Source organism: Nocardiopsis eucommiae (assembly GCF_965344335.1).
GTDB classification, from domain to species: Bacteria; Actinomycetota; Actinomycetes; order Streptosporangiales; family Streptosporangiaceae; genus Nocardiopsis; species Nocardiopsis eucommiae.
Window position 1 is genome coordinate 1 of sequence record NZ_CBDRIY010000006.1, and the last position, 24,192, is coordinate 24,192.

19 protein-coding genes are annotated in these 24,192 nt (G+C 70.1%); 11 read left to right on the forward strand and 8 right to left on the reverse strand.

Annotation, left to right across the window (positions count from 1 at the left end; translation table 11 throughout):
- Positions 1 to 84: 84 nt before the first annotated feature.
- Both ACRWK8_RS05155 and ACRWK8_RS05160 read right to left on the reverse strand, forming a co-directional pair.
- Positions 85 to 609 carry a hypothetical protein gene (locus tag ACRWK8_RS05155; RefSeq protein ID WP_431868647.1) on the reverse strand — a complete coding sequence of 175 codons (525 nt, stop codon included), beginning with the start codon at positions 607 to 609 and terminating at the stop codon, positions 85 to 87.
- 264 nt (positions 610 to 873) lie between these two features.
- Positions 874 to 2,019 carry a TIGR04222 domain-containing membrane protein gene (locus ACRWK8_RS05160; protein ID WP_431868649.1) on the reverse strand — a complete coding sequence of 382 codons (1,146 nt, stop codon included), beginning with the start codon at positions 2,017 to 2,019 and terminating at the stop codon, positions 874 to 876.
- 614 nt (positions 2,020 to 2,633) lie between these two features.
- On the opposite strand from ACRWK8_RS05160, the gene ACRWK8_RS05165 reads away from it, so the two are divergent.
- From ACRWK8_RS05165 to ACRWK8_RS05215, 11 genes are all read left to right on the forward strand, one after another.
- Positions 2,634 to 2,849 (forward strand): hypothetical protein, encoded by a 216-nt coding sequence (locus tag ACRWK8_RS05165; protein WP_431868651.1) that lies wholly within the window; start codon positions 2,634 to 2,636, stop codon positions 2,847 to 2,849.
- Between the two features lie 282 nt (positions 2,850 to 3,131).
- On the forward strand, positions 3,132 to 3,971 hold the full coding sequence (locus ACRWK8_RS05170; RefSeq protein WP_378737354.1) for an OmpA family protein: 840 nt from the start codon (positions 3,132 to 3,134) through the stop codon (positions 3,969 to 3,971).
- A gap of 8 nt (positions 3,972 to 3,979) precedes the next feature.
- The gene (locus ACRWK8_RS05175; protein ID WP_378737356.1) at positions 3,980 to 4,507 is read left to right on the forward strand and encodes a hypothetical protein; all 528 of its coding nucleotides are present in this window, start codon (positions 3,980 to 3,982) and stop codon (positions 4,505 to 4,507) included.
- A 212-nt stretch (positions 4,508 to 4,719) separates the two neighbouring features.
- On the forward strand, positions 4,720 to 5,304 hold the full coding sequence (locus tag ACRWK8_RS05180) for an aggregation-promoting factor C-terminal-like domain-containing protein (RefSeq protein WP_431868653.1): 585 nt from the start codon (positions 4,720 to 4,722) through the stop codon (positions 5,302 to 5,304).
- Between the two features lie 657 nt (positions 5,305 to 5,961).
- Positions 5,962 to 8,454, forward strand: a complete 2,493-nt coding sequence (locus ACRWK8_RS05185; protein WP_431868655.1) for a glycosyltransferase family 4 protein — start codon at positions 5,962 to 5,964, stop codon at positions 8,452 to 8,454.
- A gap of 82 nt (positions 8,455 to 8,536) precedes the next feature.
- Positions 8,537 to 8,908: a hypothetical protein gene (locus tag ACRWK8_RS05190; RefSeq protein ID WP_431868657.1), complete on the forward strand. Its 372-nt coding sequence runs from the start codon at positions 8,537 to 8,539 to the stop codon at positions 8,906 to 8,908.
- Between the two features lie 78 nt (positions 8,909 to 8,986).
- Positions 8,987 to 9,682 (forward strand): DsbA family protein, encoded by a 696-nt coding sequence (locus ACRWK8_RS05195; RefSeq protein WP_431868659.1) that lies wholly within the window; start codon positions 8,987 to 8,989, stop codon positions 9,680 to 9,682.
- Positions 9,682 to 10,368 carry a vitamin K epoxide reductase family protein gene (locus tag ACRWK8_RS05200; RefSeq protein ID WP_431868661.1) on the forward strand — a complete coding sequence of 229 codons (687 nt, stop codon included), beginning with the start codon at positions 9,682 to 9,684 and terminating at the stop codon, positions 10,366 to 10,368. The genes ACRWK8_RS05195 and ACRWK8_RS05200 overlap by 1 nt, the downstream gene beginning before the upstream one ends.
- A 288-nt stretch (positions 10,369 to 10,656) precedes the next feature.
- Positions 10,657 to 11,739, forward strand: coding sequence for a VldE C-terminal domain-containing protein (locus ACRWK8_RS05205; protein ID WP_431868663.1), 1,083 nt, complete (start codon positions 10,657 to 10,659; stop codon positions 11,737 to 11,739).
- A 166-nt stretch (positions 11,740 to 11,905) separates the two neighbouring features.
- The gene (locus tag ACRWK8_RS05210) at positions 11,906 to 12,883 is read left to right on the forward strand and encodes an endonuclease domain-containing protein (RefSeq protein WP_431868665.1); all 978 of its coding nucleotides are present in this window, start codon (positions 11,906 to 11,908) and stop codon (positions 12,881 to 12,883) included.
- Positions 12,884 to 13,369: 486 nt separating this feature from the next.
- Entirely contained in the window at positions 13,370 to 14,194 is an 825-nt protein-coding gene (locus ACRWK8_RS05215) for a hypothetical protein (RefSeq protein ID WP_378737626.1), read from the forward strand.
- A 12-nt stretch (positions 14,195 to 14,206) separates the two neighbouring features.
- Here ACRWK8_RS05215 and ACRWK8_RS05220 read toward each other — a convergent pair whose 3' ends face one another.
- From ACRWK8_RS05220 to ACRWK8_RS05245, 6 genes are all read right to left on the reverse strand, one after another.
- A complete protein-coding gene (locus ACRWK8_RS05220) occupies positions 14,207 to 15,325 on the reverse strand; it encodes a pectate lyase family protein (RefSeq protein WP_431868667.1) in 1,119 nt (372 codons plus the stop codon).
- Between the two features lie 242 nt (positions 15,326 to 15,567).
- Positions 15,568 to 17,283 carry an ABC transporter family substrate-binding protein gene (locus ACRWK8_RS05225; RefSeq protein WP_378737374.1) on the reverse strand — a complete coding sequence of 572 codons (1,716 nt, stop codon included), beginning with the start codon at positions 17,281 to 17,283 and terminating at the stop codon, positions 15,568 to 15,570.
- A 73-nt stretch (positions 17,284 to 17,356) separates the two neighbouring features.
- The gene (locus ACRWK8_RS05230; protein WP_378737376.1) at positions 17,357 to 19,528 is read right to left on the reverse strand and encodes an ABC transporter ATP-binding protein; all 2,172 of its coding nucleotides are present in this window, start codon (positions 19,526 to 19,528) and stop codon (positions 17,357 to 17,359) included.
- Between the two features lie 17 nt (positions 19,529 to 19,545).
- Complete coding sequence (locus ACRWK8_RS05235) at positions 19,546 to 20,451, reverse strand: ABC transporter permease (RefSeq protein WP_378737378.1); 906 nt, start codon at positions 20,449 to 20,451, stop codon at positions 19,546 to 19,548.
- Positions 20,452 to 20,530: 79 nt separating this feature from the next.
- Entirely contained in the window at positions 20,531 to 21,511 is a 981-nt protein-coding gene (locus ACRWK8_RS05240; RefSeq protein WP_378737380.1) for an ABC transporter permease, read from the reverse strand.
- Positions 21,512 to 22,120: 609 nt separating this feature from the next.
- Positions 22,121 to 23,728 (reverse strand): family 2 glycosyl transferase, encoded by a 1,608-nt coding sequence (locus ACRWK8_RS05245; protein ID WP_431868671.1) that lies wholly within the window; start codon positions 23,726 to 23,728, stop codon positions 22,121 to 22,123.
- Between the last annotated feature and the right edge of the window lie 464 nt (positions 23,729 to 24,192).

Below are 24,192 nucleotides of genomic sequence, written 5' to 3' on the forward strand. Positions count from 1 at the left end.
GGGGGGGGGGGGGGGGGGGGGGTGGCCCACCCCCCCCCCCACATCACGCCCGGGCATCGGTGCCCGGGCCGCCCACACGTTCGGTCAACCCCTCTCGGCGCGTTCACGGCCGTCCTGTCCACGGCCGTCCTGTTCACGGGCGGCCGCGCGGTCCAGCTCCCTGCGCGCGGGGCCGCTCAACGGGATGCGCCTCCACCACCACTGCTCGTCGGTCCGGACCTCCACCTCGGGTTCGGCCAGGGCCAGCAGACCGGCGTCGTCCTCCTCCGTGAGGGAACGGAAACGCGCGTCGATGTCGGCCAGGGCGGCGTCCACGCTGGCGGTACGTTCCGAGCCCAGGGTGGCGACCCCCCGGTCCACGAAGTCACGCAGGACGAGCGCGGTGACGAGGTCGTGGACACCGCACGCGGAGGGGGCCGCGTCCGGGAGGGGCAGATCCTCCCGCAGTCTTCGGACGTGGGTGTGCCAGGCGCCGAGCAGGCCCAGCAGTCCGAACTCGTGGCCTGTGGGGATGCGGACCGGGAACTGCTCGAGCCGGTCCAGCTCCTCGGGGGCGAAGTAGCGGCGAAACCACTCTCCCGCCTCTGGTTCCGCTGGTGCCGGAGTCATGGAACTCCTTACTGGGGTGAGCCGGGTCGGTTCGGAGGCCATCGGTAGGGATCATCCAGGCGGGAACAGGGCCGGGGCGGACTCGGGAATCGGGGCGCCGGGACCGTCCCCTCGGGCCCCCGAGCCAGGCACACCGTCGTGGCACCCCACACACCTCGCTTCCCCCTGCATTCTCTTACGCCGGACCCCCACTCCGGCGGTTCACCCCTTTCCTGGGAAGCGGATGCGGAGCGACCGTCGGCGGTGTAGGGGCCTGTCCGGACGTCAGTCCCCGCCGCCACCACCGCCTCCGTCACCGCCCCCGGAGTCACCACCGCCGGAGGCGTCACCGGAACCCCCGTCGAAGAGGCCGCCGCTCGGGGAACCACCGTGGGAGCCGGAACCGTCCGAGCTGACGGAGTGACCACCCACCGAGCAGAGTCCGGCGAACTCGCACAGGCTGCCCCAGTCCAGTTCGAACCCCTCCCTGGGCTCCGGGGTCCGCTCCCCGACCCTCCCCGCGGACTCCTCGACCAGCCGCGCCGAACCAGAGTCCGTCACGACCCGCACCGCGTCGCCGCCGGAGCCGTCCACTCCGCGCCCGCGCTGCCCGCCCTCGCGGCCCATCCGGCCGAGTCCGATCACCGCGACGTGCCGCAGCGCGACCTCACGCACCATCGAACGCTCCTCGACCCGGCCGACGGAGTAGGTCCGCTCCGCTTCCACGAGCACTTCCGTACCGGCGGGGGTCCTGGTGGTGACGTTCCGACCGCCGCGCGCCAGGTACAGCCCGGAGGTGAGCCCGTTCAGCACCGAGAGGACCCCGCCGAGCACGATCATCGCGACCGTCCACCCGTTCTGTTCGTAGGCGGTCACCAGCACCACCCCGCCGATCAGCAGCCCGGCGCTCACGAGGGAGAGCTTCTGGGCGATCCAGCCGCCGTCGTGGAAGTCCGCGAGAGCCTTGGTGAGCTCGCCGGAGTGGGCGATCAGACGCCGTTCCGCGAGCCGTTCCCGGACCCGGTCGATGCCCCGGCTGAAGGTGGCGGTCCGGATCATTCCCCGCGCGGTCAGGCCGGTGCGGTCCTTGAAGGCCTTGACGATGTCCCGGCGGACCTGGTCCTTCTCGGTGACGTAGGCGTTGGAGGGACCCACCAGAGTGAAGAACCCGCCCCTGGTCTGACGCCGGACGCGACCCGAGAGGAAGAGGTCCATGAGGACGACCTCGCCGACTCGGGTGGCACCACCCACGAGGTGGGCGAGCTCGTTCGGGGTGAGCTCCTCTGGTCGCGGCCGTCGAGTCGGAACGGGAACGGACGCGATCGCGGCGCCGATCGAACGGTACGCCTGGAACACCTTGACGAGGGGGAACACACCGATGGCCAGGCCGAGCAGGGCCCCGAGGATGGGGATGAGCACCGTGGCGTCCAAGATTCGGGCCTTTCTGACAGGTCGGCCGAGGGAACCGGCCGGGAGGATCAGCTGGAGCGGGGGGTGCGGCGGTGAGGGGTCACTGGGGGGCAGGGGCGAATCCGGGGGTAGGGCATTCGAGAACTGGACAATTCAACACCATGGCGCCGACACGGCCCCTGGCCTGGGCCTTCCTTCCTCAGGGGGAGTTCGGCCGCAGACGCACACTGTCCGACCCCCTGTCAAGGGGCGCAAGGCGAGCGACGGGTGGCAACCGATGCCCCCAGTGATGCGAGGGAACCCCTGGGGATCACCCCTCACCTGTGCGTTCCTCCGTGAAGGGGTTGTGGGCAGAGCTCAGCGCCCGAAACGCACCCGGAAACGATCTGGCCACATCCGGCCAGACTCTGGGGTAGGACACCGCGTGATGTCCGATAGTGGAGGGGCACAGGTTCAGGGCACCGCCATGCGCGGACCCGGATCCGTCAGACCCGTGAGGAGGTGTTCGCGATGACCACATTCGAAGCAGTCGTGCACGAGCGGGCCGTCAACGCCACCCCTCCCCCGCCCCACGAACCAGGCGAACGCGTCGGCAGCACCGAAGTCGCAGCCCCTGTTCCCCAAGGAGTCACCCCGTGAACCTCACGCACCAGGTCTGGGTCAAGCTCAGCTCCCTCGCCCTGCCCAGGGCCGAGCGGAGCAGCGACCGAGGCGCTGGCTTCGTCGAGTACGGGGCGATCCTGGTGTTCGTCGCACTCGTGGCCGTGGTCATCATGAACGCCGGGATCGGCAACCGCATCGCGCAGGGTGTGATCACCACCATCGACGGAATCTTCGCGGGGCCGCCGTAGACAGGGCTTGCAGACTCAACAGCAGTCGACACCACGAGCACGACGCGACGCAGGCGAGAGAGAGACGGGAAGACCTTGTCCCCCAGCAGCCAGTCGCCCAAGGCGAGGACTCCCGCCTGGGCAGCCTTGGGCACGGCTCTGCTCCTGCTCGTCTCCTCGGGTTGTGTCGTCTCGTCGGAGGAGTCACCGAATGGCGGCGAAGGGGATCCCGCTGAGGCGGGCGGAGGTCCACCCTCGCAGCCGGAAGGCGAGAACGGTCAACCCGAGATTCTCGCGAGTTCCGTGACGACGTCAACCGGGATCGGTTCGGATCTCCAGATCGACGTCAACGCGCTGGAGAGACTGGACAACGAGCTCCTGCGCCTACGGCTCAGCATCACCAACAAGTCCGAGGAGAGCTTCGACGTCGGGTTCGGCCTGGCTGAGGACCTCGACCGGCGCACCGGCAGCAAGATCAGCCTCCTGGACTCCGCGAACCAGCAGCGCTACCTCAGTCATGATCAAAGCGACGGAAGCTGTTTCTGCGACACCCTGTCCGGACCCATCGAGAGCGGATCCACGGAGACTCTCTGGGTGATGTTCCCCAGTGACCAGGGCGAACTGGACAGCATGACCGTCACCACACCCCTGACGTCCCCGTTCTTCGACATCCCCATCAGCGATGTCTCGGAGTCAGTCGAGCAGAGCAATCTGGGTGAACCTCGCATCCTTGATCTCACCCTGATCTCCGACAGTCTCGAAGAGGACCAGACCGGACGTACGGAAAGCGGGGACGAAGTCAGCATCATTCTCTCCTCGGACGTCCTGTTCGGAACTGGAAGCGCCGATCTCAGCGACGAGGCACAGGAGATCCTGGAGCAGGTGGCCCAGGAGATCGACGACGCGGATTCCGCGGAGGTCTCGGTCGACGGTTTCGCCGACAACACCGGAGACGACTCGGTCAATCTGCCGCTTTCCAAGGAACGGGCGGAAAGTGTGGAGTCCGCGCTGAACGACCTGGTCACTCGACAGGGTGTCACTTTCGCGGTTGAGGGGCACGGTTCCGCCGACCCCATCGCCGACAACACCACTGAAGAGGGCCGCGAACGCAACCGCCGAGTCAGTGTCACGTTCGAGAAGTAGGGGGACCGATGAACCGGCAACTTCGAACCACAGCGATCTCCGCACTGGTACTGACCCTTCCCCTCACCACTGCTTCGAGCGTCCTCGCTTCTCCGGCCCCGCTGACCGAAAGCCTGGACTCCCATGGAACGGCGGATTCCAACGAGGCGATCAGCGCTGGCCTCTCGGCTGAGGCGCACACCGTCGAGAGGAACGAGTCCGGGAACCTTCTCTCCGTCACCTGGAGCATCGAGAACGAAGGGGACGCTCCCACCACGTTCAGTTGGCCCTCCGGAACGTCCTACATGTACGACGACCCGAGCTCGTTCTCCGGTGTGACCATCACCTCGACCGACGAGCGCCGGAGATTCCACCCGCTCATGGACAGTGAGGGTGACTGCCTCTGTTCGGGGAACGTCTCACTGGATTTCAAGGCCACCATTGATCCGGGTGAGAAGGTCGCCTACTGGTCGATGTACTCCGTTCCCGTCGACGTGGACGAGATCGACCTGGAGATACCGGGCTTCGACGCCATCGAGGGAATCCCCGTCTCCTGATCAGCGCGACCTTCCCGTTCCCGGAAGCGGGGAATCGATTTCGCGTCGGGTCACAGGGACTCCCCTATCCTGAGAACTGCCCCCACGTTCGCTCCTGGACTCTTCTGGAGGCGGAGTTGACCACCCCTCACCGTCCCGAGCTCGGGGACACGCGCCGTCCCTCCTCCAGCCGGCCCCCCAACCGTTCGGACGGGCGTGACCGCCCGCCTCGGATGTCCGCTCGGCGATCGGGGCTCCCGCGCTGGGCCAGGCCCGCCCGGGAGGGCCGCAGGGACCAGGGAGCGGCCTTCGTGGAGATGGGGGCGACGATCGTCCTGGCCGCGCTGATCATCACCACGGTCTACGCCTCCGGGATGAGCTCCACCTTCAACGAGGGCGTCCGGCAGATGGTGTGCGTCGTGAACGGTCCCGGCTGCGGCGACCGGACGTGGGTGGACGAGGACCGCCCCGAGGAGCCGGAGCAGTTCGAGTGGGGCTCGGGCAACTCCAACGCCAGTGACAACAAGAACCTCGGCATGCAGGCGGCCGCCGCCGAGCCGTACAACTGGACCGACCAGGAGTGGACCTGCCTGGACAGCCTCTGGGGATCGATGTCCAACTGGGACCCGGGACTGGTCGACCCGACGACGGGGGCGCGCGGGATCGTCGGCTTCAACGCCGCGCAGCACGGCTCCCTGCCCTCGGGGTTCGACCAGAGCGCGTCCGCGCAGATCAGTTGGGGCCTGGGGCACATCCAGGAGCAGTACGGATCCCCGTGCACGGCCTGGCGGTACTGGCAGAGCACCGGCACGTACTAGACGAACGCACGCCCGTGGACCGGGCGTGCTTCCCTGGGATTTCTCACCCTGCGCGACCTGCCGTTTCCTCACGGTGGCCGGATTCGGCCACCGGAAGCCCGCCGGAGCCCCGCGATCTTCCGGCAGAGTGTCCTTCACAACCAACGTCGCGTTGCTCCTGACGCGACGTCGTGGGTGGGCCGACCACCGAGCGGTGGTCGTCGAATCCCACGTTCGGCGCCGAGGGTGGTGCGCCCCCTCCGGCACCCACGGACCAGGAGACGGCACCGACGCGGGGGGCGGGCCCCGCCCGGTTTGGGTCGGTCGGGGTGGTGCTCGGGCCTGGAGGGTCTCCGAACACCCGCCCGACGAGTTCCCCGGAACCGACCCGTGCCGTCTCCCACCACCGCTCCTCCGCCCCGCCAACGGCTCCCCTTGCCGGGGGCGGGGGAGCGGATCTCCCACGTTCGTGTGGAACCGCCGCAAAACACCCACAGATGGCGGCAAACCTTTGGACAGCTCGGGTCAGATTAGGACTTTTAAGGCTATTTCGCCCATAGCCTGATGCCTCAATCCCCACCGAGTCCCTGGCCGTGGGCCCGGTTCGGTGAGGGGGACGGGGCCGGGGCCGCCCCCGCACGCACACCGCGCGGGCGGTACCGAGGACATGGGGGCTCGATGAGGATCGCCTATCTGATCAACGACATGTACGGCATCGGTGGCACCGTGCGCACGGTCGCCAACCAGGCGGCGGCCCTGTCCGCCCGGCACGAGGTGGAGATCGTCTCGGTGTTCCGGCACCGCGCCGAACCCGTCCTCCCCGTCCCCGCGCAGGTCAGCCTGCGTCCGCTGGTCGACATCCGTCAGCAGGACGACCGTCCGACCGGCGTGGACGGGCGCCCGCTGTACGAGGGGTCGGAACGGGCCGGGCTGCCGCCGCTGCTCTTCCCCGTGGAGGACGGCCGGGGGGACACCCACAGCCGCCTCACCGACGACCGGTTGGAGGAGTACCTGGCCACCACCGACGCCGACGTGGTCGTGGGTACACGGCCCGGTCTGAACGTGGTGATCGCGCGGGCCGCGCCCGGCCGGGTCCTCAAGGTCGGCCAGGAGCACCTCACCTACGAGCAGCACTCCGAGGAGCTGCGCCGGGTCATGGCGGCCGAGTACCCCAACCTCGACGCCTTCGTCACCGTCACCGAGGCGGACGCGCGCACCTACGCGGCGCGGATGCCGCTGCCGGGGGTACGGCTGCTCTCCATTCCCAACTCGGTACCCGCGCCTCCCTTCACCGTGAACGGGCACGACACGCGCACGATCGTCTCCGCGGGCAGGCTCGCCCCCAGCAAGCGGCACGACCTGCTCGTCCAGGCGTTCTCCATGGTCAGCGAGGAGTTCCCGGACTGGACGCTGCGGATCTACGGCCGGGGCAGCCGACGCGGTGCGCTGGGGAGGCTGGTGGGTTCCCTGGGGCTCCAGGACCAGGTGTGGCTGATGGGGCCGCATCCCAGGGTCGAGGAGGCGTGGGCCCAGGGGGCTTTCGCCGCGGTGACCTCCAGCGAGGAGCCCTTCGGGATGACCATCGTGGAGGCCATGCGCTCCGGCCTGCCGGTGGTGAGCACCGACTGCCCCCACGGACCCGCGTCCATCATCCGGGACCGGGAGGACGGTCTGCTGGTTCCGAACAGGTCCGTCTCGGGGATCGCTGAGGGTCTGGCCCAGCTCATGGGAGACGACGAGCTGCGGCGGCGTATGTCAGCGGCCGCGCTCACCGACTCCGAGCGCTTCGATCCGGCCAACGTGGTGCGGCTGCACGAGGAGCTGTTCTTCGACCTCGCCGGGGTGGGGGCGCCGCCCTCACCGGCGCCCGTCCTGCCCGTGCCGCGTCCGGAGCAGGCCGCCTCGTGCCGGGTGGAGGCCGGTCCCGACGGGGTCACGGTGCTGTCCTTCGGTTCACCCGAGGGACACGTGGTCGGGCGGATCCCGGAGCGGGTGGTGCTGACCAAGCCGGGCAGGAGGGTCGAGGTGCTCCCCGAGTCCGACGGTCGGTTCCTGGTGGACGCCGCCCGCACGGGGACGGAGGGGCCCCGCGAGGACCGGCCGAGAGGGCTGGTCACCGGAGTGTGGCAGGTGCTCCGGGTGGACGAGGGCATGGAGGCGCCGGTGCGCGACGTGGAGATCCACCAGCACGGCTTCCCGTTGTCGCCCGCGCGGACCCGGGAGCTCTCCCTGGTCATCCCCACCCGGTCCGCGAAGGGACGCCTGGTGCTGCACGTACGGCGTGCGGAGCACCACGCGGAGATCTCGCACGTGGAGGTCGCGGACGGACTGGTCACCGTGCAGGGACGGCTGCTCGGTCGGCACCGCCCGGACGCGCGTGCCCGGCTGGTGGTGCGTCTGCGGACCTCGCCCCAGACCCGACGCGAGTTCCCCTCGGCGGTCGCGGCCGGAGGCGAGTTCACCGCCGTGATCGACCCCGAGCTGGTGGTGCGGGGGCGGGAGGGCGACTCCGAGAAGTGGGAGATGCGCGTGATCCTGTCGGACGGCACCGAGCACACGGTGGGGCGGCACCTGTCCGGGGTGGTCGGGTACAAGAAGATCATCCGGTACGCGCCCCTGAAGGTGCGGCCCGAGCGTGGTCTGGGCACCAGGGTGCGCCCGTACTACACGGTCAACGACCGGCTGGGGCTGCTGACCGCGCCGCTCGCGCCGTCGCTGCCGGTGGACCGGGTCCGGGCGCGGCCGATGGGCCGCCACGGCGACCTGTTGTACGTCGAGGTGGTGCTGGGGACGCCGCTGCCCGAGGACACGAGCTTCGCGCTGGAGGTGGTGCGGGGCGCCGGGGCGGGGCAGCGGTACCCGTTGGAGGTGATGCCGGCCCAACCCGGCAGCCAGGGGGGACGGCTGGTGGGGACCCTGCCGTTGCTCGATCACGAGGACGTCCGGGGGAGGTCGCTGTCGCGCACCTCGTGGCAGCTCAGGTTGAAGGCGGGGCCCGCGGGGGCGCTGGCCAAGCTGGGGGCGGGGGCCGTGCCGGACCAGACGGCGCGGAGGTGGAGCCACGGCGCCTACGTGCGCTCCGCGACGGTCTCCCCGACGGGGTCGGGGGACCTCCGGGTCACCGTGGCCGACGTCCACGTGGTGGCGGCCATCAACCGCCGCATCCACTGAGGCACGCGGGGAGGCTCCGAGGTCGGGGCAGGTCAGCCACCCCGGCCTCGACAATCGTGAACACACCGCTACAGTTCCCCTCATGAGCGGTCACACCTCGACCTGGCGGTGGGGCACCCTGGTGGTGCCCCTGGTCGCCGTCGTCGTGCTGTGCTTCCTCTGCGCGCTCTGTTATCCCGGCGCGGGCGCCTCGGGTGAGGCCGGTTCCCGTGTCGCCGCGGAGTGGTCGGCGGCCTCCGACTCCGCTGAGGACCCCGGGTTCTCGCACGCCTGCCCCACGCCGGACGAGCGCGGGCTGTTGACCGCGCAGCCGATGCTCGCCCTCGGGGCGGCCCTGGTGCTGTGTGTGCCCGTGCCGCCTCGGGTCGGCCGCTCTCCCCGCCGTACGCGCGGCGACCCCGCCGGTCCCCACGGCCACCGCCTGCTCACCCTCCTCTGCGTCCAGCGGGTCTAGGAGCACTCAGGAGCCCCGCCCCCACGCGCGGGGCTCGCACGCGTGCCCTCGTTCGCCACGGACCCTTGGAACCCTCACATGAGCAAGAACCTGATCATCACCCTCTGTCTCCTCGTCGTCGCCGCCTTGGGGATCGGCCTGCTCGTCTACCTGGACGGGGACGACGAGGCCACGACGGCGCAGGGCGCCGCCAGACCGACCGCCCCCGGGGACGGCCCCGAGGAGCAGCCCACCGCCCCCGCCGACGTGCTCGTACGGGAGAACAGCCGCTACCTCGACCAGGTGGAGGACGCCCAGGTCACGGTGGTGGAGTTCCTCGACTTCGAGTGCGAGGCCTGCCGTGCCCAGTACCCCGTCATGGAGCGGCTCCGCGAGGACTACGACGGTCGGATCAACATGGTGATCCGCTACTTCCCGCTCCCCGGTCACCTCAACTCCGGGCCGTCCGCTGCCGCGGTGGAGGCCGCCGCGCGGCAGGACGCCCTGGACGAGATGTACCAGCGGATGTTCGAGACCCAGGGCGAGTGGGGCGAGTCCCGGGAGGACCAGAGCGAGGTGTTCGTGGGCTTCGCGGAGGACCTCGGTCTGGACATGGACGAGTTCGTGGAGACCATGGAGTCCGAGGAGACCGAGGCGCGGGTCCAGGCGGACTTCGACGACGGGCTCCTGCTGGGCGTGCAGGGCACCCCGACCATCTTCGTCAACGGCCGTCCCGCGCCGAGCATGCCGAGTCACGAGGTCCTGTCCGCCATGATCGACTCGGAGCTGGAGTGATGGCGGCCCCCGTGCGGCACGACACCGCCCACGCCCCGGACCCGTTCCCCGGCGAGGACGTCCCGATCGTCAGCCGGGCCCTGCCGTGGCTGCTGGTGCTGGGTGGACTGATCGGCCTGGTCGCGGCCTCCGCCCTCCTCGTGGAGAGGATCCGGGTCCTGGCCGACCCGGACCACGTGCCCGCGTGCAGCATCAATCCCGTGCTGTCCTGCGGGACGGTGATGGTGACCCCGCAGGCCGAGGTGTTCGGGGTGCCCAACCCGCTCGTGGGGGTGGCCTGCTTCGCGGTGGTGGCGGCGGTGGGAGCTGCCCTGCTCGCGCGGACCGGTCCGGGCGACGGGTCGGGTACCGGGGCGGGCCTGGGCTTCCGGCGCTGGTTCTGGCTGGGCCTCCAGACGGGGTGCCTGTTCGGTGTGCTCCTCGTGCACTGGCTGATCTTCCAGAGCCTGTACCGGATCGGGGCGTTGTGCCCCTACTGCATGGTGGTGTGGGCCGTGACGATCCCGATCTTCTGGTACGTCACGCTGCACAACCTCCGCACAGGGCACCTTCCGGTTCCGGGGGTTCTGCGGGGGCCGACCGGTGTGCTGGTCCGCAACCACACGGTGGTGCTCACCGTGTGGGGCGTGGTGATCGTGGGCGCGGTGGCGGAGGCCTTCTGGAGCTACTGGACGACCCTGCTCTAGGTGATCGGTCCTCGGGGCGGGCGGCCGGTTCCCGGTCGCCCGCCCCGAGGACCGGGTGGGGGGCGGTGACCGCGTCCCCGGCGTGTCACCGTCGTCACCTGGGGTGACCGGGTGGTCGTCCACAGGGCCGTCGGCGTTCCCTTTCCCTCCCGAGCCCGGCCGGGTTAAGCTGCGCCGGACAGGGGTTTCGCGGTGTCCACGCGCCCCGGTCCGTCCCTTCCCGCCCCACCGACCGCTTCCGCTCCCGTCTCCCCGCCCCGAGCGCGGGGACCGAACCCCCGGACCGCCATGCGAAGGCCCCCCTCCTCCTCGGTACGCAGACGTCGTCTCCAGGGACGCCGCGACGACGGACAGGCCAACGTCCTCCTCCTGTTCGGCCTGACCCTGAGCCTGCTCGCGCTCACCGTGCTGTTCGTACGCGTCGGCGCGGCCAACGACATGCGTTCGCAGGCGCAGACGGCCGCCGACGCCTCGGTGCTGGCGGCCGTGGCGGGGCTGCGGGACCACGCGGCACGACAGCTCTCCGACGGTGTGCACCCCATGCCCCGGTACGACGAGGAGATCGCGCGATCCCGCGCCGAGACGTACGCGCGCAACAACGGTGGCGTGCTCACGGACATCCGGGCCAGCGACAACGCCATGGGGCGCTTCGGCAACATCGTCCGGGTGGAGGTGCGCGGCGCCCTCTGTCAGAAGGAGCTGACGGAGGACGGGTCCCGGGCCTGGAACGACGTGGTGTGCGACGGCGAGGAGGACGCCTCCGGGTCCTTCGAGGGCACCGCCGCCGCGATCGCGATCATCGACCTCTCGGCGGAGTGCGGCCGGGAGTCCGACGGACTGGTGTGCGGCGGACAGGACGTCACCGACCAGGACCAGGCGAGGGAGTTCTTCGACGTGCACCTCATCGACCAGGAGGGCCGGTTCAAGTTCGACCCGAACTCGGTCTTCGGTGGAGGAGCGATCACCGACTGCGGATCCCTGGGCGGGCTGCACCCGCAGATGTGCGCGGCGCACGAGGCTCTCAACCAGGAGTTCCCCGGCTTCTACCTGAGCGCCGGCGGCTACCGCGACGAGGCGGGCAGTGACCACGGCTTCGGCCAGGCGGTGGACTACATGATGGCCGACCTGGGCGCGACGCCGACCCCGGAGATGGACGCGACCGCCATCGAGGTGATCGACTTCCTCATCGCGAACGCCCAGGACCTCAATGTCAAGGGAATCATCTACAACTACCACATCTGGAGTCCCAGCCGGGATAGCACGGGGCCCTGGATGGAGGTCAGGCGACCCGCGAACCGGGTGTACGGCAACCCGACCCTGGACCACGTGGACCACATCCATCTGTCCGCCGGTCCACCGCCCTTCCGGTAGCCGCCCACCCGTGGCTCCCCGTGCCCGGGGAGCGTCGGTCGGGCTCGGCCGAGGGCGCGCGGCCGGTTCCCCGGCCATGTGCCCCCACTCCGCTGGACTGCCGCGCGTTGTCCACAGATCCACGTCGGGGCTTGTCCCGGGTGGTCCGTCGGCCGAACCTGGAAGCATGACGCGAGACCACCGTGTTCCCCCTGGTTGTTCCCCGCTCTTCCCGCTCCCCCGCCCCGCACCCTCGACCCGGGCGGCCCGTACCGAAGCCCGTACCGAAGCCCGCTCCGGCCAGCCGTCCCCGCTCGGCGGCCCACCCCCCGACCACGACCTCCTGCTCCGGACGCTGCGGCCGGTGCTGGCCCAGCTGTCCCCGCGGGCGGTGGCGTTCGGTCGGACTGCGGCCTACGTGTGGGGGGTCGACCTGTACCCCCGGGGGACCTCCGTCACCCGTCGTCGGCTGCACGTGGCGGTGCCTCCCGGCGTCGAGGGAGCCGCCCGCTCGGGGGTGATCGCGCACCGCGAGTGCGTTCCGGAGTCCGAACGCACGCGGATGAGCGGGGTGCGGGTGACGACGAGCGCGCGGACCGCGCTGGACGCCGCCGCTCAGTCGGGCACCCTGTACGCGGCGACCGCCGCCCTGGACCGCTTCCTCGCGCTCCGCCTCACCTCCCGGGAGAGGTTGCGCGCGGCCGCCCTGACCCACCCCCTGCGGGCGCGGGGGCATCTGAGGGGTGCGCTGGGCCTCGCTGACGGGCGCAGCCAGTCCCCCGCCGAGAGCTGGACCCGGGTCCTGTTACACCAGGTGGGTCTGCCCCGGCCGCTGCCGCAGTGCCCCGTCTCCACCGTGGAGGGGGAGTTCAGGGTCGATCTGGGCTGGCCCGCGTACCGGGTGGCGGTGGAGTACGACAGCGCCGAGCACCACTCCCTCCCGATCGACCGCGCCCGCGACCGACTGCGGTACCGGGCCATGGCGGAGGCGGAGTGGATCGTGATCTCGATCGGGGTGTACGACCTGTGCTCACGTCCAGCCGGTTTCCTGCGGCAGGTGCTGGCGGCGCTCACCGACCGGGGCTGGTCGGGGTCGCCGGAACGGACGGTGAGGGTCTGGCGGTCCATCCACCGCGTCGAGCGCCGTCCCCCGACGTTGGGTTAGGCCGTGCCGTGCGTCGGTTCCGCCGTCACGTCCGCCCCCGCCCCGCCTGCTCGTGGCCGGGCGCCAGGGGGGTCGGGGGCCCAGGTGACGGCCCCGGGTCCACGGCCGCCACCGTCGACCCTCCGACCCGGGAGGGGAGACAGGGGTGCCACCGTCTCGACAGCTCCGTCCCTGTGGCGCCCGGGCGGCCACATGCGGCCACGGCACGGACGCGCACCGTGCGGGTCCCTCCCGTGGCGCGCGCCCGGGAGCCCCGCGACGTCCCCGGGCGCGTGCCGCACCCTGGTCGAACGTGTTCGGGGCCGGAGGGAGATCCCGTGGTCAGGGACGGCCGCGCCTGGGCCCGGGAGGCCCGGGGTCGGCCGTTCGTCGGTGGCCGCGACGATGATGTTCACCCGACCCCCGAACGGAGCGGTGAGTTACCGCGTCGTACTCCGTGTAAGCGGTACCCCCCGAACACCGAACCGCAGAATCGAGGCGTTGTCCGTGTCGACGTCGATGCCGTCCATGGAGCAGGAGCTGGAGGACGCCGCCCCAGGACCCCACTGGTTGCTCAGCCTGTTGGTGGCCCTGGCGAGCCTGGCCGTGGTCGCCAGTGGTTGGACCGTGGCCCGGCTGACGCTGGACGGAGGCAGCGCCGCCCCGCCGGTGGTGGACCCCGGCGGGGTGGAGTCCCCGATGGTGCGGGCCGTGGACGCCGATCCCTCGGACCCGGAGGTGTTCCTGGAGTCCGCCGTCCAGGCCGTCCGGGACGCCCCCTCCTTCCACGTGAGCTACACGCGGACCGTCGAGGGTGCGGCACCCGCCCGGGGATGGGCCCGCCACGAACCCGGCTCCGACACCGTCTTCGAGCACTACTTCGAGACCTCCGAAGGGGTGCGGGTCCACCGCTACGACCTGCCCGGCACCGGATTCATGATGACCGCGGAGAAGGGCCTGCCCGGCATGACCGTGCTGGACCGGCCCACGGAGGCCGACCGCCGCCTGTGCTCCGAGGAGTTCGTGCTCGCGGTCCTGGAGGACCTGGAGGAGACCGCGACCGACCTGGAGCTCGTGGGATCGGAGGAGATCGACCTCCCCGAGAGCACACGCGGGGTTCCGGCCAGCACCCACACCGCCTACCGGTACACGGGCACCTTCGCGACGGAGGCGGGCGACTACCTCTCCGACGTCGGCCGCAACGACCTGGTCCGGATACCCGAGGCCCGGTTCGACCTCTGGGTGGACGAGGCCGGTCACCCCCGAAGACTCGGCTACACCACCCCGAACGGGTTCGGTGAGACCTACGACTACCACCCCGTGGCCACCTAGGGTTCCGGCGGCTCAGTCGCTTCCGGCGCGGCCCATCACGAGTTCGGGGACGTTGACGGTGTCGTCGAGTTCGTAGGCGTAGGGAGGGTCGGGCACGGTACCGCGCGGTTCGGGCTGGTCGGAGTCGACCAACAGGTTGTCGCGGGTGACCACGTTCCCCGGCTCCTCGGACTCGGTGGACACCGAGACCGGGGTGTTCTCGAAGTAGTTGCCCTCCACCAGCACCTGCGAACCGTGGGCGGACCGGACCCCGTACTCCGGGTTGGCGCGGAAGTAGTTGTTGAACACGTGGACGTGCTCGGCGTTGTGGGCACGCGGATGGCGCTCGGAGGTGCCGTCGAAGAAGTTGTGGTGCACGGTCACCCGCAGCGCGCCGGGCTCCTCGTCACCTCCGCCGATCGTGACCGCCGACTCCGCGTCGGTGAAGTGGTTCCAGGAGAGGGTGACGTGGTCGGCACCGTCGGCCACGGTGATGAGCGAGTCGTCCTCACCACCGGAGAAGGTCGAGCCGTCCACCCACACGTGGTGGGCGCCGCCCCGGATCTCGACGGCGGGACCCTCGGAGACCATGCCCAGGTTGGCGAGGACGACGTTCTCCGCGCCGTCCACGAGCAGGCCACCGCCGGTGAACTCGGTGCCCTCCCCCATGCCCACGAGGGTCTTGTCCGAGGCGACCCGCACGGTGCCGTCGAGGTCGAAGTCGCCCTCCACCTCCACCACCAGGGGCTCCTCGGCCTCCAGGTACGCGGTGAGCTGCTCGACGTCGGTCGCGGTCACGGTCTCCCCCGCCTCCCCTCCGGTCACTCCGGGGTGTTCGACGGGTGCGTCCTCCGTGTCCGTGTCCTCGTCCACCGCGTCCTCGTCCGCGCCGTCCTCGGTCTCCTCGTCCTCCGGAGCGGGCAGGGCCAGGGGCTGGCTCGCCCACCCGACGGGCGTGCCGAAGGGCCGCTCCTCCTCAGCGGTCTCCGGGGGCGGACTGGACTCGTCCGCCTCCCCGGGGTCCGGGTCCACGGCGGCACCGACGGGGGGTTCGGGGGTGCCGTCCGCGTCCTCCTCCTGGCGGGAGCAGGAACTGAGGGCCACACACAACAGGACCGCCAGGCACGCGGCGGGAAGAGGGCGGAGTCGCATCGGGAACTTTCCAACGAGCGGGGCGGGGGGAGATGTCGGACTCCGACGATTCTCTCAGGAGGCGCGAGACACCGGACACACCGCCCGTGCGATCCCGAGGGGCTCCGGACACGGCGCAGGGCGCCGACCCCGTCCGATGGGGGCCGACGCCCTGACTGTCACGTTTCGCGAACGCTCACCCGGATGGGTTCCCCGGTGTCCGCACGGACACCGGGGAACTCCGGAGGTTCACACTGGGGTGACTACTCCTTGGCCCAGCCGATGTCCTCGTACACGTAGTCGGCGGCGAGACCGTACTCGCCCCAGTTGTGCAGGTCCTCGTTGACGACGTAGAGGCCCGGACGCTCGAACAGCGGGATGGTGAGCACCTCGTCCCAGAGGAGCGCGTCGATCTCGTTGGCGATCTCGGCGTACCGCTCGGGGTCGGTCTCGATCGAGAGGTCGTCGAAGAGCTCCTCGATCTCCGGGGTGGAGTGCTTGCTGTTGTTGGCGCCCCAGTCCTCGCCGTCCTCGTCCAGCGGCATACCGTAGTTGCCCTTGGAACCGGCGGAGAAGGGCGAGGTCCCGACGAGGACGTAGGTCACCATCTCGAAGTTGCCGGGGGTGACGTACTCGGAGAACAGCGCGTTCGCGGGCACCTGCTGGACGTCGACCTCGATGCCGACCTCGGCCAGCATCTGCTGCGCCATCTCGCCCTCGTCGACGGCCAGGTCCATGCCCTCGGAGGCCACGTAGGCCAGGGTCAGGGTCTCGCCGTCCTCGTTGGTCCGGATCTCCTCGCCCTCCTCCAGGGTCCAGCCGGCCTCGTCGAGCAGCTCGGCGGCCCGGTCGAGGTCGCGGTCGCCCAGGTCACCGCTGTTGTCCTGGTAGCCGTTCTGGCTGGAACGGAGGAGGCGGTTGACCTCGCCCGTGATGGGCCAGTCGACGGCGCCGAGGGCGACCTCGGCCATGGTGTCGCGGTCCAGGGTCATGGCGATGGCCTGGCGGACGCGCTTGTCCTCCAGTCGCGGGCTGGAGCCGTTCAGCGCGGTGAAGCGGTGACCGTGGTTGACGGCGCGGGTGAAGTACGCCCCGTCGCCCTCCATGTCCTTGACGCGCTCGTAGCCGGCGGCGTCGTAGCCGAGGTAGAAGCCGTCGACCTCACCGTTGGCGAAGGCGCCGGCCTGGGCGCTGGTGTCGAGGCCCGCGAAGATGATGCGGTCGAGCTTGGCCTCGTCACCCCACCAGTCCTCGTTCTTGTGCACGGTGATACGGGAGGCGACGTCGTCGAACTCCACGTCACCGAACGGACCGGCGGTGACGGGGATGTCCTTGTTGTAGCCGTCCGCGAAGAGCTCCTCGTCCTCCATGTACTCCTTCGGGTACAGGGGGGAGAAGAGGGTCGGCCACTCGCCGTACGGCTCCTTCATCTTCAGGGTGAAGGAGTACTCGTCGTCGCCCTGGACGATCTCGTCGATCCACTCGTAGCCGGTCGTCGAGAGGATCTCGAAGTCACCGTCGCGCTCGCCCTTGCGGGTGATGACGGTGGCCTCGTAGTCCTCCCAGGTGATGGGCTCACCGTCGGACCAGACGGCGTCGGGGTTGAGCGTGTAGTCGACCTCGAGGCCGTCGTCGCTCACGCCGTACTCGAGGACGTAGTCCTCGTTCGGAGCGAACCCGCCCTCGGCGTCGTAGCGGCTCGCCGACGGCATGACGGCGGCGATGACGCGACGGACGTCGCCCTTGTTGCCCTGCACGTGGTTCATGTTGTGCTGCTCTTCGTACTCACTCAGAGCCCAGACGAAGTCACCCCCGTCCTGGAGGTCGTCGCGGTCCGCCGGGTTGAGGTCCTCGGCGGCGAGGGAGGCCTGCTCCTCGCGGGCGTCGTCCTCGCTCTGACCTTCATCGCTCGCGCAGGCGCTGGCCATCAGCACCAGTGCGGCCACGGGCGCGAGATAACGCGCTTTCCCGATACGCATGGGGATCTTCCTCCTAGGGGTGGTCTGACCGGCGCGCGGGGCGGCGTCGGCCTTGCCTTGGGTGAACCGTGGGTCAGGCAAGACCCGCCTGCCGCTCCGAGAAGTGGCAGGCCGAGGCCTGGTCTCCTCCGTTGGTCGGCAGGATCGCCGGTTCTTCGCTCATGCACCTCTCCTGATCGGACTCCGAGAGGGTGATGAACTTCTGGCACCTCGTCCGGAAGCTGCAACCCGTGGGCGGGTTGGCGGGGCTCGGCAGGTCGCCTTCCAGAACGATGTGGGTGCGTGCCCGCTCGCGTTCCGGGTCGGGAACGGGGATGGCGGACAGCAGGGCTTGGGTGTACGGGTGGCTCGGGTGGCCGTAGATCGACTGGGTGTCACCCACCTCGACGATCTTCCCGAGGTACATGACCGCCACCCGGTCGGCGATGTGCCGGACCACGGACAGGTCGTGCGCCACGAACAGGTAGGCGAGACCGAGCTTGGCCTGGAGTTCCTCCAGCAGGTTGATCACGCCCGCCTGGATGGACACGTCCAGGGCGGAGACCGGCTCGTCGAGGACCAGGAGCTTGGGTTCGAGGGCCAGGGCACGGGCGATGCCGATGCGCTGGCGCTGACCGCCGGAGAACTCCGCCGGGAACCGTGTGGCGTGCTCGGTGTTCAGGCCGACGAGCTGGAGGAGCTCGTAGACGCGCTCGGTGACCTCCCGTGTCGGGACCCTGTGCGTGCGCAGCGGTTCCGCGATGATGTCGAACACCGGCATGCGCGGATCCAGTGAGCTCATCGGGTCCTGGAACACGATCTGCATGTCGCGGCGGAGCGCGAACCGCTCCGAGCGGGACAGGGTGGAGACGTCTCGGCCCATGACCTCGACGCTGCCCCGCTGCGGCTTCTCCAGGCCCAGGATCTCCATGAGGGTGGAGGACTTCCCGCAGCCGGACTCCCCGACCAGCGCGAGGGTCTCCCCCTCCCGGATGTCGAAGTCGAGGCCGTCCACCGCGTACACCGTGCCGACACGGCGTTTGAGGACCGCCCCCTTCATCAGGGGGTGGTGCTTGATCAGGTCCCGGACACGGAGGACCTCGGGAAGGTCCTCTCGGCGCGCCGAGGCGACCTCGACCTCGGGGATCTCGGGTACCGGGTAGATGTCCCTGGCGGTCCAGTCGTTGGCGTCGATCTCTCCGGAACGGATGCACGCCGCGCGCTGGACCCCGGTGTCCTCGACGCGGACGGGGTCCTCGTCGAGGTCGTGCCGGGAGCCGATCACGAGCAGGTCCGGTTCGGCGGCCTCGCACTCCTCCTGCGCGATGGGGCACCGGGGAGCGAAGGGGCACCCGGGGGGCAGGTCGGTCAGCGAGGGCGGGGTGCCCTTGATCGGGACGAGGGCGCCCTGGTCCTCCAGGTCCATCCGGGGGACGGCACCGAGCAGACCCATCGTGTAGGGCATCCGGCTGTTGTAGTAGATCTCGTCGACCGTGCCGATCTCCACCGGCCGTCCCGCGTACATGACCAGGAGGCGGTCGACGAATCCGGCGACGACACCGAGGTCGTGCGTGATCATGACGATCGCCGCACCGGTCTCCCGCTGCGCGGTACGCAGCAGGTCGAGGATCTGCGCCTGGATGGTGACGTCGAGGGCCGTGGTGGGCTCGTCGCAGATGATCACGTCGGGGTCGTTGGCCATCGCCATGGCGATCATGACGCGCTGGCGCATACCGCCGGAGAACTCGTGCGGGAAGGAGCGGTAGCGGTCCTCGGCGTTGGGGATGCCGACCAGTTCGAGGAGCTCGACCGCGCGCCGCCGCGCCTTGTCCCTGCTGCCCCTGGGGCTGTGGACCATGACCGCCTCGGCCAGCTGGTCCCCCACCGTGTACACGGGGGTCAGACCGGAGAGCGGGTCCTGGAAGACCATGGAGATGACCTTGCCGCGGATGCGGGCCATCTCCCGGTCCGGCTTCCCGAGGAGCTCCTGGCCGTGCAGGCGCACGGAGCCGGTGATCTCGGCGTGTTCGGGGAGCAGCCCCATGGCGGCCATCGACGAGACCGACTTGCCGGAACCGGACTCACCGACGATGCCGAGGACCTCGCCCCGGTTCACCGCGTAGCTGACGCCCCGCACGGCCTTGACGTCGGGATTGTTGTTGAAGCCACGGAAGGTGACCGTGAGGTCGGTGACCTCCAGGACGGGGGTCGGTCCCGTGGTGGCGGTGTTCTCGGACTCCGTGTCCGCGATGGTCTCGGTACTCATTGGTGGGCCTTCCCCTACTAGGACCGACGCGACTTGGCGGTGGGGTCGAGGGCGTCGCGCAGCCCGTCCCCGATCATGTTGACGGCCAGGACCAGCAGCACCAGCAGAGCGGTGGGGAACACGAAGACCCACGGCGCGGTGGTGGCGAAGGAGGCTCCGTCAGCGATGACGACACCGAGGCTGACGTCGGGAGACTGCACACCCAGACCGAAGTAGCTCAGCGCGGTCTCACCGATGATCGCGGTGCTGACCGTGATCGTGGCGTCGGCGATGAGCAGCGACGACATGTTCGGCAGGATGTGGCGGAGGATGATCTTGTAGGGGGGCACGCCCATGAAGCGGGCGGCGTGGATGTACTCGCGTTCGCGCAGGGAGATGGTCAGACCACGGACCATCTTGGAGGTGACCATCCAGCTGAACGCGGCCAGCAGGACGACCAGGATGAGCCATCCGCCCTGACCGACGAAGTGGCGGGACAGGATGGCGAGGATGACGAAGCTGGGCAGGACCAGGGCCAGGTTGGCGATCCAGGTGAGGGTGCGGTCGGTGATCCCGCCGAAGTAGCCGGCGAAGGCACCGATGAGCGCCGCCATCACCGTGGAGATCGCGGCCACGAGGAGGCCGATGAGGAGCGACTTCTGGAGACCGGCCGTGGTCTGGGTGAAGATGTCCAGTCCGGTCCGGTTGGTGCCGAACCAGTGGTCGGGTGAGATGCCCTTGAGCAGGGCCCCGTAATCGCGCTCTCCGACGTTCCACGGGCTGATCATCGGTCCGATGAGGGACAGCAGGACCAGCAGCACGAGGATCACGATGCCGACGATGACGCGCCGGGTGGAGATCAGCTGCCGGACGATGTCCTTGAGCCGGCTGGGCGCGGGCGGCGAGGTGGGGACGTCCTGGGGCGTCTCTGTGGCGGTGGTCATGGCGTGGTCTCCAACATGGCTGCTGCGGTGGCGTCCGGGAAGGGCTCGCTGGTGCTGGTGGCGGGGCTGTTCGGCATCGTCACACCCGGACCCTCGGGTCGAGCCAGGCGTAGAGGATGTCCGAGAGGAACGACGCCGCCATGATGGTGACGGCCATGAACCAGGAGACCGCCGCGACCACGTGCACGTCCTGGCGCGCGATGGAGTCGATCAGCCAGGCGCCCATGCCGTGCCATCCGTAGATCTTCTCGGTGAAGGTCGACCCGGAGACGAGGGCGCCGAAGGTGAAGGTGAAGTAGGTGATGGTGGGGATCAGCGCGGTCCGGAGGGCGTGCTTGAACAGCGCCTTCCTTCGTGTGAGCCCCTTGGCCATCGCCGTGCGCACGAAGTCCGAGCCGAGCACGTCCAGCATCATGTTGCGCTGGTAGCGGGCGAAGGCGGCGAACAGGGCGAGGGCGAGAACGAGGGTCGGCAGGATCGCGTGGTGCACGCGGTTGAGGAGGGTCTCCCAGAGATTCCCCTGGAAGCCCGCCGAGTACTCGCCGACGTACTTGAGGAAGGTGAACCCGAGGCCGTCGTTGATCGCCACCGCGAGGACCTGGATGACGATCGCGATCACGACGGTGGGGATCGAGAGCACGAAGAAGGAGGCTCCGGTGGCCGCCTTGTCGAAGGCCCGGTACTGGCGCACGGCCGCGTAGGCGCCGATCGCGATTCCCAGGGCGCTTCCGAGGAGGGTGGCGACGGTGATGAGCCTCAGCGTGACCCCGGCCTTCAGCCACATCTGGGCGGTGACGTCACCGCCCTGGATGTTCTTTCCGAAGTCACCGGTGAGAACCCCGCTGATCCAGGTGACGTAGCGCTCGGCGAGCGGCGTCTGGTCGTTGAGGTTCAGTGAGTCCAGCTGGGTGTTGACGACCTCGGGCGGCGGCGGTGGCTGCATCTGCTCGAAGTAGACGCGCGGTTGAAGATTGGTGGCCGCGAGCAGGTACGCGAAACTCGTCGCGATGAAAATCAGCACGACGTAGTTCAGCAGCCGCCTGGCCAGGAACTTGCCCAAAACTATCTCCGAACCTCACAGCCGAGCCCGGCGCTTGACCTGTCTTGATCTGTTGCGAGTCGCCGGCACGGGGAGTGACACGGGTCGGGCAAGGTTCGTGCGCTCCGGCCGGTTAGCCCGGGTAAGCGCGCAAGCTCTGCCGACACCGCGGGGGTCACCCCCAGTGACTGCCGAAACACACTGGCATCCGGTTCACGGTCAGTGACCGGAATGTCAAGATTGTGGGGGACCACGAGACACTTGCTGGTAACCACCGCATCAAGAAAGGACAACGGTGGCAATGTGGGCAGCAAGTTCGCATGCAATTGTCAAGTCTGACACGCAAAGTAGCGGCTCAACTCCAGAGTGCCATGAAAACCCCTTGAGCTGGGACTATGGAAGGCTGGAGCGCCGCATGCGTAAACGTCGTTTACAGAAAATCGCCCCTCCTCGACGATTCACCACGGTGACGGACGGCGTTTGCCGGATCCCGAGAAAGACCTTCCCCTCCCACCCTGGACGAGACCGGACCGCCAGGTCCGCATATTACCGTGAGTCACGAAAATCGTGATTTCCGGCAACCGGAGATCCCCCCGGAGGCGCGGAACGCGTCACCGTACGTAACACGCGTTAACACGGACTAAGCACCGCACCCGGTCCGGGCTTACGAACCGAGCCCTCCGGACCCTCTTCCACCTGCAACGATTCAAGTGATGAGGCCGACACCGGCGGACGGAAACGCGGTACCAACGGAGCCGGGGAACCGGAACGGACGACACCCCACCACGTGCCCAGTGAGCGCGCCGCGTCACCAGCGACGGCCAGGCCGGTCCACGCCAGGGGGCCCACCGGGGCCACACCGTGGTGACGCCGCCAGGAGAGCAGGTGCGGAAGGGTCAGCGCCGCGGCGGCCACCAGCGCTCGACGCCCCGGACGTCCGCGTCTCGGGGAACCGGCCCCGCGTGGGCCCCGGGCGGGCCCGCCGGCCGACCGCTCCCGCGACCAGAGCACCGCCCCGCCGACCGCCACCGCCGCCACCAGCGGCCAGTGGGCGGTCCGCGCGAACCGTGCCCCGGTCCGCGCCGTGTGGGCGAGGTCCACGACCACCGGCCGCACCGTGTCCTCCACCGGGACGCCGGAGCCCCGCGCGAGCCCCCGCGCGGTCACCACTCCCCCGAGGGCGCTCACGGCCAGGCCCGCCAGGGGACGACCGGACAGGGCCAGGCCCAGGCCGACCGCGCCGGACAGGGTCAGTTCGGGACCGGCGGCCCTCCGCCCGTGCCTCCGTGCCATCGGCCCGGCCACGGCACCGACCTCGAACCGGGAGCGCAGGTAGGAACGCAGGTCCGTGCCCGGTGTGGCGCGCACCCGCGACCGGGGCTCGTACCGCACCGACCACCCCCGCGCGGCCAGAAGCCACAGCAGGTCGACGTCGGCCGCGGCTCCCAGGGAGGGGTCGGGGTCGAGCAGGCCCCGACGCACGAACAGTGCGGGGACGGGTTCCGGGGACGCCCCCGGGCCGTGGGTCGGAGCCGGAGCATGACGGCCGTGGCCCCAGGGCGGGATCGGCGCGGGGTCCGGCCCCCGATCGCTGTGGAGGGTGTTGAGGGAGGCGACGAGCATCCCCGGGGGACCGCTCCGTACGCGTTCGGACAGGACCCGGGGCACCACCGCGGCGACTCGGGGGTCCGCGAAGTGGGCGAGTGCCGTGGCGAGCCAGCCGGGAGCGGGTCGGGCACCGGCGTCGAGCAGGGCGACGACCGGGGCGTCGCAGACCCTGAGCGCGATCGCCCGGGCCCGGGCCCCGGTCAGGGGGCCGGGCACCACGTGCAGGCCCCGGGCCCGGGCCACCCGCGCCCCCAGGCAGGTCGCTCCGACGACCACCGGCCTCAGGTCCGGGTGCTCGTACCGGAGCCGGTCCAGGGTCGCCTCCAGTCCGAGGTGGTCCCCGGCGCCGACCACGGCGACCTGCACACCGGGGACCGGGGTGCCGGAGGCGGGTCGGGGGTGGGCCAGTCCGGCCTCCAGCAGCGCCCGGGCGAGCCGACGCTCACCGTGGCGGTCGGGCGCGGCCCCGCTGAGCCAGCGGATGACCGAGCTGACGCCCTCGGGGGGAAGGCGCAGGGCACTGGGCGGTGAACCGCCGACGAGGACGTGGCCCTCGTCCGTGAGCCGGACGGCGCGGTCGATCTCGACGCCGAGGCCCACGGGCAGGGGATCGGGGATGGGCGAGGCCATGACTCCCACCCTCTCGGGTGATCCACGGCACGCGCAAGACCGAAGCAAGTAGCAAAATTCGGGAGGTCTTCACCAAATCGTTATTCACTCTTGAACCCGCGCAGGGGTACGCATCCCCGTCGATATTCGGTCCCCGTCGAGCCCTCCCACTCGACCGGAACCCTCTTTGGGCAGCTCAGAGGGGGTTACCCTGTCCGGACCAGGTCGGCTGGGTCGTCAAGGAGGCACGGAGCGTATGCTGAGCGCGAGTAGGCCCTTCAGTGTCGTAGGGCACACCCCACCGCACACATGACCATCCGCCACGGCCGACCCCCGGCCACGCCACCGTCCCGTGTGAAGCCCCGCGGCTTCTCCCCCACCGCGCGCCGCCCTCGTGCCGTGTCCCCAACGGCACCGAGCCGTGTCCCTCCCTGCCCCCGGGGGCTTCTTCGCCCCGTGTCTGCACCCAGCGCCGTGACCCGTTC